Source organism: Candidatus Zixiibacteriota bacterium (assembly GCA_029860345.1).
In the GTDB taxonomy this organism is placed as follows: domain Bacteria; phylum Zixibacteria; class MSB-5A5; order GN15; family FEB-12; genus JAJRTA01.
Window position 1 is genome coordinate 1 of record JAOUBJ010000022.1, and the last position, 16,097, is coordinate 16,097.

Consider the following 16,097-nt stretch of genomic DNA (forward strand, 5'->3'; position numbering starts at 1 on the left):
GTATGTGACACAATTCACAAACCAATTAAAACCAATAGCGACCAAATTCAGAGATAGCCCATACCCGCCTGAATATCCAGGTCCATGATGTTATGTAGAGATTGTGACACAATTCACAAACATCCGCATGCTGAGTGCCCAAATAGGTGACCCGGCCAGCCTTCTTCGGGCCAGCCAAATGGCGGTCGAGGCTTTTGGGGAAACTCAAGTTTGCATTTTCCGGCTCGATTTGCTACCTTCGCCACATGCCCATTCCAACCCAAAAGGACATCTTATGAACGATACGCTCATAACTTCGGCGGCCGGAATTCTGGCCATTTTGGCCGGTGTAACCTCGCTGTTTTTCTTCCTTGAGAAAAAGACACAGTGGACGTTTTTCAACTATTTCCCGCCGCTGATTTTTATTTATCTGATGCCGGTCGCCTTCTCCAATTCGGGCATTATCCCGACTCAGTCGCCGGTCTACGATTTCATGGGCAGCACTATTTTGCCGATGTTTTTGCTCATTATGCTTTTGGAGGTCGATATCCTGGCCACAATTCGGGTCATGGGGAAGGGCGTATTCGTGATGCTGATTGGGACGCTGGGTGTTGTGATCGGCGCGCCTATTGGATTCATGCTGGTGAAACATGGCCTGGGACCCGAAGCCTGGCGAGCCTTCGGCGCGCTGGCCGGGAGTTGGATTGGCGGGACCGGAAATATGGCGGCGGTGGCCATTGCCTTCGATCTTGATGAAAGCACGCTCGATTTTGGCTACGCGGTGATTGCCGACAACGGCGTATATCTGGTTTGGCTACCGATTATGCTGGCCTCGAAAAGCCTGGCCGGCAAGTTCAACAAGTTCACCGGCGTCTCCAAAGGGCGACTGGAGCAGATGGAAAAAGCCGCCGCCGAGCTGACCGCCGATAAAGGGAAAGCTGAAATGAGGCACTATCTCTATCTGGCCTTTTTCGGGTTCGGCGTGACCGCAATTGCGACCTGGTTGGGGCAGATGCTGCCGCCGGTGCCGCCTGTGCTTTCGGCCAATACCTACAAGATTTTGATTGTGACCTTTGCCGGGATTGGCTTGTCGTTTACTCGGGCCAGCCGGATTCCCGGTTCTCACGCTTTGGCTATGGCGCTGGTCTATTTGTTTGTGGCTCGGATGGGGGCCAAAGCTGACTTGTCCAGCCTGGATGAGTCGGTTTTCTGGTTCTTGCTGGGGGCGTTTGTCTGGATATTCATTCATGGTGGTTTTTTGGTTGGAGCGGCGAAATTGTTCAAAGTCGATGTCCACACGGCGGCCATTGCTTCGGCGGCTAATATTGGTGGAGCGGCCTCGGCGCCGATTGTGGCGGCCCACCATAAACCGACTTTGGTACCGGTCTCAATTCTGATGGCCTTGCTGGGTTACGCAATCGGCAATCCGATGGCGATCCTGGCCGGGACACTTTGCAGGCTGGTGGGGTAGGGGGGGATTCAGTTAGTGTGGCGTCAATAAGAGAGCTTAGATTGCCGCGTCGGACACAAGGTGCCCTCCTCGCAATAACGGAGCATAGCATGTCGAGGTTTATTAGACAACAAAACACGCCAGAGTCGTCATTGCGAGCGAGTCCGCCCACGGCGGATGAGCGCGGCAATCTCATGCTAATCCTCAACTGGGAGACTACATGCCCAAAAAATACTGGCTGTTAAAATCTGAACCGGACTGCTTCTCAATCGATCATCTGGCCGATGAGCCGAACCAAACCACCCACTGGGACGGCGTCCGCAATTATCAGGCCCGAAACATGCTCCGCGACGATATCAAAAAAGGGGACGAGGCGTTCTTTCACTATAGCGGCTCCAACCCGCCCGGAATCGCCGGGATCGTGAAAGTTGTCAAAAGCGGCTACCCAGATCACACCGCCATGGACCCCTCAAGCCAACACCCCGACCCCAAGCACACCAAAAACAACCCGATCTGGTACATGGTCGACGTTAAGTTTGTCCGCAAGTTCTCAGAAGTAATCTCACTCGCTACGCTCAAACAGACGCCCGGTCTGGAAGAAATGGAAGTGTGCAGGCGAGGGAGTCGGTTGTCGATTCAGCCGGTGCGTCCGGAGGAGTGGAAGATCGTGCTGAAGCTGGCCAGGGGTTTCGACCTACAAGACTGAAGTTCATCCTTCGACTCCGCTCAGGATGACACGGGCAAGCCGTGGTTTGCGCGCTACGCGCGGTGGCATCTACAGAAGTGTCAACCAGTGGTCTCGATCTCCAAGAATCTCTACTCAAGTGATCTGTAAGGCATGTGGAGCTCTGAAAGGTGGTTTGCCTAACAAGGCTGTCCGCAGCACTTTTTGAACTTCTTGCCGCTACCGCATGGGCAGGAATCGTTGCGACCGATTTTCGGGGACGGACGTACAAACGGCTCAGGTTCATCCGGGAGTTCAGACGGCCAAGGATCTTTTGTGGTCAATAACTCATCATCAAGAGCATCCACTCGCGCGCCGAATTCCGGGTGATCAAAATCGATATCCTCACGGAGTCGGACCAGCACTTCGCTACTATCAATGTAAGCGCCGACCATCGGGTCTCTCAGGCGGGCATAGAGCCCCCGTGGGTAGATTTCGAACTCGTTCAGATGTCGCGCAGTACTTCGGACATAGCGGTCAACCAAGGGCAGGAGTTCACGATCACCGTAACTGCCGATATAAATCAGGGCTAAGACTGTGTTGTAAGAAAAGAAACGTTGAAGGGCTTTTGTGATTCTCGGGTCACGCACTTCTATCTGCGACAGGATGTCCAGCCAGGCCGATGCCCGATCCGGATCGCTTTGATCCTCTTCGTATTTGGCATAGACGGGCTCAAACACCGGGGGACCGATCTTGGCCAGAGCCAGGAGAGTGGAGTCATACATGTCCAGCTCATCATTCTCCCTCACGCTATCGAGAATCTTGACGAGTATGTCGATGGCGGCCTCGGCCTTCAGCGCGCCGAGAATGCGACATCCCTGAATGCACCCTCTTTCAAGAGCAGAATCCCACGGTTCGTTTTTAATGGCCATCCGATGACACGCCTGTAGTTTGGCGATTAGAAACTGGATACAATGATCCCGCTCCGGGTACTCTCTCAGCTTCCTCAGGGATGAGTCTTTCGGGTCCTTGACGCTGACTGCTCGGAACAACTGCTCGAGCTTGGTGTTTTTTGTATCTGTCATAATGGTTCTGTCCTCACAAATTCTCGACGCCCAGTGCGCAATCTAATCAGATCAGATGCGCCCAGCAACCGTCAATTCACTCCTCAACCTGGCCGACCATGGGGACGAAGCGGACCTCATAGAGCGTGCTGCGCTTGAGGCCGTCTGATTCCCTGGTCAACCTGGTCAGAAACTGGCGGCCATAGGCATCGGTGGTCAACGGAATAATAATGGTGCCGCCAACCGCCAATTGCGCTATCAGAGGTTCTGGTAGTTTGGGCGCTGCGGCCGTGACGATGATGCCGTCATACGGTGATCTCTCCGGCCAGCCGAGAAAACCATCGCGAACGTCGGTGTGCACGTTGCGACAGCCGAGTTTTTTCAGGATACGTCGCGCCTTGTCGGTCAACTCGGGAATGACCTCGACCGAGTACACTTCCTTGGCCAGGTCGGAGAGTATTGCCGTCTGGTAGCCACAACCGGTGCCGATTTCCAATACTCGTGACGTATCTCTTAGCCTCAACGCCTGGGTCATCGAGGCAACGATGTATGGCTGGGAGATTGTCTGGCCGTGTCCGATCTGCAACGGACCGTCCGAGTATGCTTCGTCCTGTCGTTTGGGCGGCACGAAAAGATGACGTGGAATCCTGAGCATGCTGTTCAGCACGTTCGTGTCCGTGATGTCACGGCTCTTCAGTTGGTCATCGACCATTCGGCGACGCTGTTCGTCGAAGGAGATACTGCTGTTGTAGCTTCGTCGTTTTTTCATGTCTTGCCTGCCGGGTCATTATACGTGATGCAGGCTGGAGTTGTCAGGTGGAAAAATGGAGGCAGGCACCAATCGTGATTTCGACCTGCTCAAGACTAAAGAAGAGCTTGACTGATTCCGAAAACGGCATTACTTAGGCTGATACTGCTGGGGTAGTTCAGTTGGTTAGAACGCCTGATTGTGGATCAGGAGGTCGGCGGTTCAAGTCCGCCCCCCAGTACTTACTTATCCTGAGAATCAGCCCCCTACCCACCCTGGGATAAGTCCGCCGGCCTTCACTTTAGCCGCTTCTTTGCTGCTCCAGAAGGATCAGTCGGGCAGTCAAGGAATCGCCGCACCAGCCGATAAATCCCAGTGTAAACTATTTCGCGATATCGCGATACACGCATGCGGACAACATGACAATAGACAACCAGGCCCAACGCAGTGCTCACCATTTGCAGCAATCCGGTTTTGTGCCGACCTGTTGTGCTTCAGATGAAGCTCAGGCTGCATCTTCTTCAATCGAAGATCTGGAGCATTACCTGGCAAGCATGTCGGTGCGTTTGGCCAGAATCGATCACAATCTGGCCGGGGACCACTTCCGGTCGGATATTGAGGCCATCGGCCGAATCGTTGGCGCCGATGCCGCCTATCTGACCTGGCTTGACGACAAGCAATCTTCAGTCTCTGAGAGTTCCGTTTGGTCAAGTGATGACCGCTTGCCGTTCTCGGCGGAAGCGGGGATGGCGATCGACGATCTTCCGTTCTCACTGACGAAATTTCGATGGTTCGACCGACAGCACGAGCAGGAAGCAATCGAGTTAATGACCTCGGGAATGAAGGATCGTGAACGACTGTTCCAACAGACCGCAGTTAACTCGCTGGTCAACATTCCGCTGGTAAACATCAGGGGTGCAGTCGGTGCTATCGGCTTTGTGACCTGGTCACCGTCTGAACCGTGGTCGGAGAGCACCGTGTCCCTTCTGAGGCTGGCCGGTCAGACCCTGTTGGTTACACGTGAACAGATACTCCTCCACGGGAACCTGACCCAAACCGCAGACAACTTCCGAGCCATGGTGGACTACGCCCACGACTGGGAGGATTGGATAGGCGCAGACGGTCGTCCCCAATATATCAATCCAGCCGTCGAACGGGTAACAGGGTATACACCCGACGAGTGTATGTCCATGAAGGGCTATCCGATGCCACTGATTCACGAGGAGGATCGTGGCAAAGTTGCGACTGAGTTCAGTACGGCCATCGACGGGTCTTCGGGCACAGATTACAGATTTCGCATACGCAAAAAGGACGGAACCGAATGGTGGATGACGGCATCCTGGCGACAGATTTCCGACAAAAACGGAACTGCCTGCGGTTTTCGCGTGAGTCTCCGGGACGCATCGCGGCAGGTAGAAAAAGAGCGGCAACTGGCTGACAGCGAAAAGACGCTGCGAACGCTGATTGACTCGATGGTTGATTCAGCCGTTCTGTTCGATACCAAGGGGTCGATTAAGGCAGTTAACGAGGTTTTCTCCGGACATTTCGACACCACCCCGGCCGACATGATCGGCAAAAATCTCTTTTCACTACTTCCGGCTGAAATAGCAGAAGATCGCCGTCGCCTGGCCGATCAGGTCATTCGTACCGGGCAGAGGGCTCATTATGAGAGCAATGTTTTCGGCGTGTGTCTAATGGTAACCGCCGTTCCGATCCTGGATGTCGAGGGAGGAGTGACCGGGCTGGTGGTTTTTGCTCGGGATGTGACGGAATTCAAGGCAATTGAAGAAGAACTCATGAGGTCGCAGGATCGTTTGGAGAGGCTGGTCGAAGAGCGCACATCGGAACTGGCTGCCGCCCACGAAGCACTTTGTGTCGAACGAGCGAATCTCGAACAGAAAAATCTGGCCCTGCAGGAATTGCTGTCGCACATTAAGAACGGACGAACCGAAGTCGTGGATCAGATTCGCACCAATATCGACAAGATAGCCGTGCCGATTCTGGAAGCTGTGGAAGCGTGCAGCAATCCCTCCACCTGCCATTCGATCTCCTTGTTGAGAAACTGTCTGGATAACATCACCTCTCCTTTCATCAGTGAAATAGAAAAGTCATGTTCACGACTTACGCCCAGAGAGCTGGAAGTATGCAACATGGTCAAAAACGGTTTCTCCAGCAAACAGATAGCATCTGTGTTACATATTTCCCCGCAGACAGTCCTCAGACAGCGCAAGCTGATACGCAAGAAACTGAGCATATCGGGTAAAAAGATCAACCTGGAAACATTCCTGAGATCACAATCGCCCGAACTACCCGCTGTCGGCGACGAAGAGCTCACCTCAACTGCCTGACACACATTCTGTTAGTCTCCTTTGGGGTACGTCGCTTGCCCCAAAAACACCCTTCTGTATACCCTCAAGCGGAAACAGCCTGTTTCGATAACCCCAGCAAAGGGAATCGAACATAGAAACAATCTGCACACGCCGAAGACGGCGGTGTCTACGCGGACAACAGGAGGTACGAATCATGAGAGCAAAGCATTGTATGACGATCAGTCTGCTCTGCCTGCTGGCCCTGGCCACGACGGCGATGGCCGAGAAGCCTTCGATTGACTTGGATTGGTACGGGTATGTCAAACTTGATGCATCCTATGACCAGAATCCGACCAGTCACGGCAATTTTGTCATGTGGGTTAAGCCCCAATCACTTCAACAGGATAACTCGCAATTCAACATGACCCACAAGTCGACTCGCTTTGGGTTGAAAGCAGCTGGCAAAGGTTACGAGCGCGTAACCGTAGGCGGTAAGTTGGAGTTCGACATGTATGGAAGCGGCGGTACGGAAAACAAAGCCATGTTGCTCCTGCGTCATGCCTACTTCACGGTGAAGGCGGGTCGTGTTATGTTGTTGGCCGGGCAGAGTTGGGATTTGATCTCACCGCTGAACCCGTCCACGCTCAATTACCCTGTCATGTGGGGTGGCGGCAACATCCAGTATCGACGCCCGCAGGTCAGCCTTTTCTACACCATGGCGTCTAACGAATCGACCAATGTGACTGCCGCGGCCGGTTTTTTCCGCACCATCGGCAGCGACTTGACGCCAACCTTCTCTCTGGCCACGGGCGAGGCGGCTGATGGCATCGATGACGGCACCGATGCAGCCGTGCCGTCCTTCCAGGGTCGGTTGGACGTTAAACATAAGTTCGAGTCCGGCACCTCCCTGCGTGTAGGCGTTTCGGGCCTCTGGGGTCAGTTGAAGTCGGAGACCAACCAAGGCAACTCCGAAAAATATGAATCTTCAGGATTGATGGGCCACTTGATGGTCAGTCTGGCCAACGGCGCAGGTTTTTCAGGTGAGTTTTTCTCAGGTTCCAACCTCGGGTCCTACTTCGGTGGCGTGTTGAACGGCAATCGGATCGATGGTCTGAAGGCCAAAGGTGGTTGGGTATCAGCTTGGGTCAAGCCGCACAAGAAAGTGAAACTCACCAGCGGATTCGGTATGGACGATCCGGACGATGCCGATCTCGGTCCCGGTAACCGTTCCAAGAACCAAGCCTTTTTCGGCAACCTGAAGTACACGTTGGTGCCGGCAGTCACGCTGGGCGTTGAAGTGTCACAATGGGAAACGAGCTATCTGGATGCCGACGCAGCCAAAGCGACGCGCGTTGAATCATCCTTCATTTTGAATTTCTAAGGACGACAAAGTCCTGTTTGAAGACATGTGAAAAGAAAGGTAAGACTGATGACTCCTACAAAATGCTTTCTGATTGCAATTGCCGTGATATCCCTGGTTGCCATTCCGGTATTCGGCGGCGAATCCGTGAAGCTGGGATTGAACTATCCCAAGACCGGTCCCTACCATGTACAGGGTCTTGATCAGTGGCGGGCCGCCAATATGGCCGTCGAAGAGATTAACGCAGCCGGTGGGATTCTCGGTAAGCAGGTCGAGTTGGTCTGGACGGACTCAAAGTCCAATGCCGACGATTCCAAAGCCCATGCCGTCGATCTCATCGACAACCAGGGCGTCAAGATGATCTTTGGCGGCTCGTCCTCGGGCGTGGCCTGCGCTGTGGGTGACGTCTGCCAGGAAAAGGGTGTGCCTTTCTTCGGTACCCTGACCTATTCGACCGCGACAACCGGCAAAAGGGGTCATCGCCACACCTTCCGTGAATGTTACGACGCCTGGATGGGTGCCAAAGCTATTGGCGATTACCTGAACTCGAAGTTCGCCGGAAAGAAATACATGTACATTACGGCCGATTACACCTGGGGTTGGACCACGGAATCGTCGGTACGTAAGTTCACCAACACCGATGACAAAGATGCGCACAAGGGTGTTCTGACACCCCTTGGCACCAAGGATTTCGCCAAGCAGCTTTCACTGGTCAAGATGATCAAGCCGGACGTACTGGTGCTGGTGCTGTTCGGTCAGGATATGGTTAACGCCATCCGGCAGGCAACCTCGATGGGGCTTAAGAACTCGACCCAGATCGTAGTTCCGAATCTCACACTTGGTATGGCCGAGGGTGGTGGCCCGAAGGTCATGGAAGGCGTTATTGGAGCTCTTCCCTGGTGCTGGCAGGTTCCTTACAAGTATGGATACGACAAAGGCAAGAAGTTTGTCGAGGCTTTTGCGGCCAAGCACAACAGGTATCCGAGTACATCCGGAGCCTCGGCCTATACTATCGTTCATCAGTACAAAGAAGCCTGTGAGCGGGCCGGTAGTTTCGATGCACCCAAAGTTATCACCGCCTTGGAAGGACACGAGTATACTTCGCTGAAGGACAAACAGTGGTGGCGGAAATTCGATCATCAATCTGTTCAAGCGGTTTTCGCAGTAAAATGCAAACCGCAGGTTGACGTCATGAAGGATAAATTCCACCTGGATTACTTCGAGATTCTCAGTCGGGTCGAAGGTGCCGAGGCCGCCATCTCCAAAGCGGAGTGGGAAGCGGTCAGAGCCCAGAACAACCTGCCGAGCAACCTGGAGCCTCTAAAGTCCATGGCCACTCGGTAAGACTCCCCGCGCCCTCGGAAGCCGGCAGCATTTGTCTCCTCCCCGCGATGCTGCCGGTTCCTGAGGCGCAAACGAGATGATAGGACTGTACGCGGTCACACACCCTGCAGGAAAGAGGAAGAACAAGATGAATATTCTGAATATTCGCAATCAGATACTTGGAACCGGTTTGGTGAGCCTGGTTGTGCTTGTGGGCGTGATTGCGTACTTCTATGGCTTTGCCAAAAGTGAATTCACCGGAAGTAGCCAGGACCTGGTCGGACTGATAAACCAGCGTTTCGCCGACGAAATGGATCGTGGCTTTGCGACCGATGCCAAAACTTTCAATGACTGGACCAAGGACGACGTCTTTGGTATTGCTATTGAATTCAGCACCACAAAAGAACTGACCGGCGAGTTCGAACGTTGGCTCATGAACGCCCCCGGCTTTTCTCTGATTGTCCTGGTTGACCAAGCCGGCGTGGTACTTGAGGCGACCGGATCAAGCGCTCTTTCCACGTCGGCAAGCACGTTGGCCGGGAGTGCGCTGTCGGACTACGCCTGGGCAGGCAGACAGACCAAAAAACGATCGACATTCGGTACCAGCACGGTTCTGGCCAACCTCGGCTCTGATGCCACTAAGACCTGGTCGTTTTATTGTCCGTCGTACAGTAGCTCGGGAGAGCGCAACGGTGCCCTGGTTGCCTTTACCGATTGGTCCAAGACTCAGGCGCAAGTAAGACGCTGCACCGAGGCTTTGGCCGACAAAGGGTATTCAAGCGCCAGGTCGGCCATCATTTTCCCGGGCCAAAGCGGCTCTCTGGCCTCCTACGAATCGGCCAACTCAGAAAGTGCAAGCCAGGATGAGACCTCTATGCTCACAACCTGGGCGGACAACGCCGCCGGTTTTGCAGTTAACACCGGCAGCATCTCAGGCGAGGATGTCTTTGTCGGTCAGAGCCCGTTGTCGGGACCGACTTTGTCGGATGACGACGTATCGGCGACCGGACCGGTATTGCTGACAGTCGTCCCCGAAGAAGAGGTCATGGCCCAACTGAACAGTCAGCTGATAAAGATCCTCCTGTTAAGTATGTTGGGAACGGTCCTACTGATTGGTATCAACTATTTCATAGCCCGCCGGATCTCGCGTCGAATCACCCTCGGTTCGGAAATCGCCGAAACGATGGCCGCCGGTGATGTAAATCAGACTATTGAGATCCACGGCAACGATGAACTGGGAGCGCTGGGTGCTTCCTTCGCCAAACTGGCCGCCTACATGAAAGAGATGTCGACAGCCTCGGAGAGGATTGCCGACGGCGACTTAACCGTGTCGGTGCAACCGAAGTCCGAAACAGACCTGCTGGGCAATTCATTCAAGAAAATGGGTTTGAATCTGACTATCATGATCCGTCAACTGACCGAAAGCGCCGGCGAGGTGGTTTCGGCTGCCACCGAAATCTCAGCTTCGTCGGCCCAGATGTCCCAGGGGGCCAAACAACAGACCGACCAAATCGACCAGGTATCTACCGCCATTGAAGAGATGACAGCCACCATAGTGGAGTCCTCGAAAAACGCCGGAGAAGCCTCCGAAGGCGCCAAAAGCGCCTCCGAAACAGCCGACACCGGTGGCGAAGTGGTCGGTAAGACAATCGACGGCATGCAGCGCATCGCCGGGGTAGTTCGCGAGTCTGCGGAATCGATCTCCAGGTTGGCCTCGTCGGTTGATCAAATCGGTGAGATCATCGGTGTCATCGACGACATCGCCGACCAGACCAATCTGCTGGCGCTCAATGCAGCCATCGAGGCCGCCCGCGCCGGCGAACAGGGTAGAGGCTTCGCTGTAGTCGCCGATGAAGTGCGCAAGCTGGCCGAGAGAACCGGCACCGCCACCGGTGAAATCACCGGTATGATCAAAGGTATCCAGTCGGAAACCGATCAGGCCGTCAACTCCATGGAAGCCGGCATTCAGGAGGTGGACAAAGGCAAGGAGCTGGCCGACAAAGCCGGCAACAGCCTCAATGAAATCGTGTCCATGTCACAGCAGGTTATGCGAATGATCAATCAAATCGCCGACGCCGCCTTAGAACAGTCCACCGCCGCTGAAGAGATAGCCAAGAGTGTTGAGGATGTGTCGTCCATTGCCAAAGAGACCGCGGGCGGCGCCGACCAATCGGCCAGCGTGGCCGAACAACTCAGCCGTCAGGCCGATCACCTCAAGAGCATGGTAGCAAAATTCAAGGTGGAACATTAATCGACTGTCTTGAGAGGTTGACAGCAGCAGTGAAATGACAAGCAGCGAGGACATGATGCCCACAGATGTAGAAGACAAAGTCGGCAGCCCAGTCTGCACCCAAGGGGGTACGAAACCACCGACATCCAGGCCTGGTCGGCTCAGCGTCAGAATATTACTCAAAGACCTTGATAAGGCGCTGAAGGCCAAGTCGTCGCATAGTGTCGCACAGGCCGCGCACGCCTTGGCCGAGCTTGCGCTCAGAACCGGCAGGATCGAGTTCTTCAGAGTGGCCTTGACCCTGGAGACGATGGGCACCTACGACGAACTTGATGGAGCACCGGCAATGAGGGCAAGGCTGGACCAGGTGATCGCGCGGTAGGCCGAGTCCCTTCTTGTCATTCCCGCGCCTTCTTGTCATTCCTGCGCCCCTTTGTCATTCCCACGCCCCTTTGTCATTCCCACGCAGGCGGGAATCCATCTTCTCTTGTAGGTCAGGTCTCTCTTCTCTTGGAGACCTGACAGAATTCATGTGCGCGGCAATCTCATGCCTCGACTCCGCTCGGCATGACAGACGCACAGCGAACTGAGATTGCCACGGTACGTCCGCCGCGGCGGACACCTCGCAATGACGACTCCTGTGCTTTTCAACAAGTAGGTCAGGTGCCCTCTGCTCCTGACAACGATCTACTCACACACCGGCGGCGGGCCGCCGCCGAACATAAAGTCCACCATATAAACAAGATCGGCGATGTCGATGGCACCGGAACCATCCACATCGGCCGCTGCTACAACCGGCGGGGGAGGGCCGCCCGCAAACATGTAGTCAACGAGATAAACCAGGTCACCGATGTCCGGGTCGCCGCCTGAACCATCGATATCACCGCAGATAAACAGCGGACTAACCCAGATGTCGAAAGCTCGTTCATGGAAGTCGCCGGCTTGGTCCTCGGCATGAGCGGTGAACGAAAAAGTCCCTGCGTCACCCGGCGTCCCGGAGAGCATGCCTTGGGCCGAAAGTGTGATACCGGTACCGCTGAGATCGTCAAACAGATCGCTCCAGGTGAACACACCATCGCCACCGGCGGCGCTAAGAGTCTGCGAGTATGGTTCGTTCACAATGCCGTTCGAGAGTTGTTCGGTGATGATTCGCGGATCACATGTGGATTGGGTGATACGGAAGGCATCGACGGCTGCCTCAACTCTGGAATCGGCCCCCAGGTCTTCGGCGTGAAATACAAACTGAACCGAGGCCGGCATCGGCATGATTTCGTCCAACTGGAATCGATACAGCTCCCAACCGCCGTCGGCGTTTTCCACCGGCCCCAACTGTTGCAGCAAGGCCCAACTCTGACCGCCATTGGGGGAGACATGGACCCGGAAGTCGTCGCTGTAGGGATTCGCCTCAGAAGAGTTCGAGAACCAGATGGCGTACTCCACCTCGGCTCGTTCATAGGTCAGGTCGATTATCGGTGAGTACAGATTTGTCACGCCGTGATCGACATCGTACAATCCGTCCTGTTCGGTGAGGTAACACATGCTTCGATCAGGGAGATTGTAGTAGCCGGAACTATCATAGTCTCCCTCCGGGGCGCCCACCCCGCCGTCCGGAAAGGCACGTTCCCACATACCGAATGTGGCGTCGCCGACAACCGTCCAACCGAGATCAAACTGGAAGTTATCATGGAAAGCCACGTCAATCTCGGTCACAACGTTCTTGATTATCGGACTGGCCGTATCGGGGTGATACGCCACGCCACTTTGCACGCCTTCAGCGCTGAAGTAGTACTTCACCACGCTGTGGCAGCTCTGCCCTGGAATGGTTGCGCCGAAGTCGGCGCTTCCCAGGTCATTCAACGGGATGGAGACGAACGGTCCATCGTCCACAGAGTAATGCAGTTGCCCGCTGAATGGCACAATCTCCTCACCAGAATAGGTTGACAAGGCTACGACCATCTGAGTGTCGAGGCCGGGGTATATAAGAGGCGGATCATCAAGTGGATGTTCGAACACCAGCGTTGGTTCAGCCCAGTAAGTGGCGGCGGCCACAAAAGCCGTGGCCAGGCTGGCTTTTGTCATTCGGGTGTAGTAATCCAAATCCATGTACTCAATACTGTCGTTGGGACTATGGTACACTGGAGACAAGCTACCTTCAGAGATTTCCATGGCGTCATAACCGTAAATGTAAAAGAAGAAATGGTCCGACCCTTTTGGACCATAAGGTTCGGTTACGTTAGCTGCAATGCTGATGTCTTCCAGAGAATCGGCCAGCGTTCCCCAGAGTTGACCGTATGGGTTGGTGCCGAAGGGGAAGGGAAGTACCATAGCCTGGTCCATACTGCCAATGGAAGCGATCATATCCATGTTCAGCATTATCACGATCTGGTCGCCACGGGAAGCTGCATCTGCCGCGTAATGTTTGGACCCGCACAGTCCCACCTCTTCAGCGTCAAAGAGTACGAACTTGATCGTCAGGCGGGTATCGATATTATTTAGGACGCGGGCAATCTCAAGCACGGCGCAAGTACCGGAGGCGTTGTCGTCGGCTCCCGGTGAGAAGGGCACGGCGTCACGGTGGGCGCCGATAACGATCTCCCGCGAAGGCACTTCGGTCCCCACTTTGACGCAGACGACGTTCGAGTACTTCACGGTATCTTCTTCCCAATACCTGGTCTCTGCAAAGCCTGAGTCTATAATTATCGAGTCGTAGCCGAACTCGGTCAATTTGTCGACAATCCAGAAGCGACTTCCGATGTTGGAGCTGGTTTCCACAACCCGGGTCCAGTACGAAGTTAAAGTTACAACATACGATTCAAGCGAGTCCTGATTGACCAGATCAATCAGCGAGTCAAGGTCCATAACTTCATTCAGCCGATCCATGTCGAGCAGTCGTGGCTCGCGATAGACAATCGGTAAATTTTCCTTACCCAACCAAGCCAGACCGGGCAGTTCATCACCGGTTGGTAGCAGGGCCGGATCAACATCGAAGAGCCGCATGCCGTCTGCTTCATGAAGCACCTGGTAGCGGTTCCGGTTCGAGTCGTCACGGCGGATGTCGATGGCGAGTTTTGATCGGTTAACGTCGGATGCGACCAACTCAATCGTCAGACCGGACTGCGATAACCGGTCCAGACCCTTGTCATCCGCCAACACCAGGTAGCCGTTGGTGACGCGCAGTACGGCGTCTACTTCGCATGCAGTCAACTGCCGCACAGCTTCGTGGCTGTCGACGACAACCATGTATAGGTCACCGGCGATAGCCGTTGGGCAGACCGCTGCCACGAGAGCCGCCAAAAAGAGCACCTTCTTGAACATAACATCACCTCTTGTATAGGATCAATCAGAGGGTCAGGATGGTGCCGTCGTTATGGGGATATCAGTCGATTCAATCTGCCAACCTGACCGACTGCGTGGACAAGCGGTGACGCCTGTCCGTCAGCACTTACCAGAAGTATAGCCCGATCGTTCCATGATGTCAACTGATTCTCGCCGACAATCGCGGACGGAGAGTCCCCCGACCAAACGAGAGTTATCATAGCCTTATATTTCTCAAGCGTATCCCAGTTTGATACGTACATAATGGCAAGGCTAACAACTGGCGTATATGCATCTAAAGGTGAGCGGCCGAGGCTCTTTGGTTGGGAAGGAGTACCGTCAATGGCATAGTCTTTACATAAGGCGGTCGACGGATCGACGGTTTTATTGTGCGCGGCAACGATGCAATCGAATCAATAACTTCAGATGGAGAAATAGTATGAGAAGCCCAAGAAGATTAGTCCTTTCCGATGAACTCATAGCTAAACACAGTATGGTGACAGACCCTCCACCCCAGGATTCTCTTTTCTGGAAGATGTGGAACGCCTGTACGCAGATCGCTGCCGATGCTCTGGCCACCGGCTACATACAAGGAATCAAGGCGGGCAATCTTGATCCTGTCAAGTATGGCGCCTTCATGGTCAGCGACGCCTACTACTGCTTCAACGGAGCGCAGGATTACCTGGCCGCTGAAACTCGCACCAGCGATCCCGAACTTAAGGCCTACCTGTTGGCCAAGTATTCCAGTTACCAAAAATACAATCAGACGTTCCCGGATATATGGCATGTCAGGGACGCCAGGGGGGTGGTCCCGCTGGACATCTGCAAAGAGTACTCAGCGTGGGAGTCGACTGTCGCCTCCCACGAAGACCCGGTCTACACCGTTGTGGCCTTGCTTCCCTGTGAATACATTTGGTACTGGCTGGCCAACCAATTGGCCCCGCCCACGCCGGGCAATCTGTATGCTGAATGGATTACCGACAACGACTCGCCCAAGGGTGCCTACGCCATGGGTAACTACCTGGTCAAATACATGGCTGAAAACCCGGGTGTGATCGATGAAACCAAGGCAATCCAGCTTTACACTCAGGCGATTACCTATGAACAGAAGAACTTCGCGGCGGCGACCGCATAACCCAAACCATTAAGGAAACCAATCATGGCACAAAAAACTTACAACATCGACTCCTTCCCCACGGGAGACTACATGTCCTGGTTCGTGACGACCCAGGCGGCTTTCAAGGTCAACGCGAAACTGTTCGACAGCAGCAAGACCTATTTCGACGCGTCCAAGCAGAGCACCAATATCGCTCCACCGCTGGCGCAGGGAGCGGACACCATCACAGGCAATAACCTGCAACTGACTATCGACGAGCCGCAGTCGACCAATATGGATGCCAGTATCAACACCTACAACATTACGACCAGCAACGGTACGATAGTCGGTTACGGGTACTCCATCTGTATTGAGGACCAGGACGACCAGGACTACAACGACGTAGCCATCTCTCTGGTGGCCTGGAAGAACAAGGGGTAACAGCGGCTCAAGTCTTAGGGACAATAGTAGTCGAGTACTCTCCGACTCTCGACTGTCTTGGAGCCTCGCAGAATCATCGGTATCGACTGGTACCGGTGAATGAGTAGTATAACCGTTT

General features: G+C 54.4%; 11 protein-coding genes, 1 tRNA gene and 1 pseudogene. 10 read left to right on the forward strand and 3 right to left on the reverse strand.

The features are described 5' to 3' along the window. Positions 1-274 precede the first annotated feature (274 nt). The gene (locus OEV49_16595; protein MDH3892684.1) at positions 275-1,450 is read left to right on the forward strand and encodes a DUF819 family protein; all 1,176 of its coding nucleotides are present in this window, start codon (positions 275-277) and stop codon (positions 1,448-1,450) included. A gap of 199 nt (positions 1,451-1,649) precedes the next feature. Next, complete coding sequence (locus tag OEV49_16600) at positions 1,650-2,135, forward strand: EVE domain-containing protein (GenBank protein ID MDH3892685.1); 486 nt, start codon at positions 1,650-1,652, stop codon at positions 2,133-2,135. Between the two features lie 158 nt (positions 2,136-2,293). On the opposite strand, the pseudogene OEV49_16605 reads toward OEV49_16600, so the two are convergent. Both OEV49_16605 and OEV49_16610 read right to left on the reverse strand, forming a co-directional pair. Continuing rightward, positions 2,294-2,407, reverse strand: a pseudogene (locus OEV49_16605) (SEC-C metal-binding domain-containing protein). A gap of 847 nt (positions 2,408-3,254) precedes the next feature. Beyond that, a complete protein-coding gene (locus OEV49_16610) occupies positions 3,255-3,926 on the reverse strand; it encodes a protein-L-isoaspartate(D-aspartate) O-methyltransferase (GenBank protein ID MDH3892686.1) in 672 nt (223 codons plus the stop codon). Between the two features lie 146 nt (positions 3,927-4,072). Between OEV49_16610 and OEV49_16615 the strand changes: the two genes are divergently transcribed. The 6 genes from OEV49_16615 (at position 4,073) to OEV49_16640 (ending at position 11,509) form a co-directional block, all read left to right on the forward strand. Beyond that, positions 4,073-4,146: transfer RNA gene (locus tag OEV49_16615), tRNA-His, on the forward strand. Positions 4,147-4,324: 178 nt separating this feature from the next. Then, positions 4,325-6,253 carry a PAS domain S-box protein gene (locus OEV49_16620; protein ID MDH3892687.1) on the forward strand — a complete coding sequence of 643 codons (1,929 nt, stop codon included), beginning with the start codon at positions 4,325-4,327 and terminating at the stop codon, positions 6,251-6,253. 175 nt (positions 6,254-6,428) lie between these two features. Beyond that, positions 6,429-7,595: a hypothetical protein gene (locus OEV49_16625; GenBank protein ID MDH3892688.1), complete on the forward strand. Its 1,167-nt coding sequence runs from the start codon at positions 6,429-6,431 to the stop codon at positions 7,593-7,595. Positions 7,596-7,643: 48 nt separating this feature from the next. Next, on the forward strand, positions 7,644-8,918 hold the full coding sequence (locus OEV49_16630; protein ID MDH3892689.1) for a substrate-binding protein: 1,275 nt from the start codon (positions 7,644-7,646) through the stop codon (positions 8,916-8,918). 127 nt (positions 8,919-9,045) lie between these two features. Further along, complete coding sequence (locus OEV49_16635) at positions 9,046-11,148, forward strand: methyl-accepting chemotaxis protein (GenBank protein MDH3892690.1); 2,103 nt, start codon at positions 9,046-9,048, stop codon at positions 11,146-11,148. A 34-nt stretch (positions 11,149-11,182) separates the two neighbouring features. Beyond that, positions 11,183-11,509: a hypothetical protein gene (locus OEV49_16640; protein ID MDH3892691.1), complete on the forward strand. Its 327-nt coding sequence runs from the start codon at positions 11,183-11,185 to the stop codon at positions 11,507-11,509. Positions 11,510-11,814: 305 nt separating this feature from the next. Here OEV49_16640 and OEV49_16645 read toward each other — a convergent pair whose 3' ends face one another. Beyond that, positions 11,815-14,442 (reverse strand): M28 family peptidase, encoded by a 2,628-nt coding sequence (locus OEV49_16645; GenBank protein ID MDH3892692.1) that lies wholly within the window; start codon positions 14,440-14,442, stop codon positions 11,815-11,817. Between the two features lie 439 nt (positions 14,443-14,881). On the opposite strand from OEV49_16645, the gene OEV49_16650 reads away from it, so the two are divergent. Then, positions 14,882-15,577: a TenA family transcriptional regulator gene (locus tag OEV49_16650; GenBank protein ID MDH3892693.1), complete on the forward strand. Its 696-nt coding sequence runs from the start codon at positions 14,882-14,884 to the stop codon at positions 15,575-15,577. Positions 15,578-15,601: 24 nt separating this feature from the next. Then, positions 15,602-15,979, forward strand: coding sequence for a hypothetical protein (locus tag OEV49_16655; GenBank protein MDH3892694.1), 378 nt, complete (start codon positions 15,602-15,604; stop codon positions 15,977-15,979). Positions 15,980-16,097: the final 118 nt, after the last annotated feature.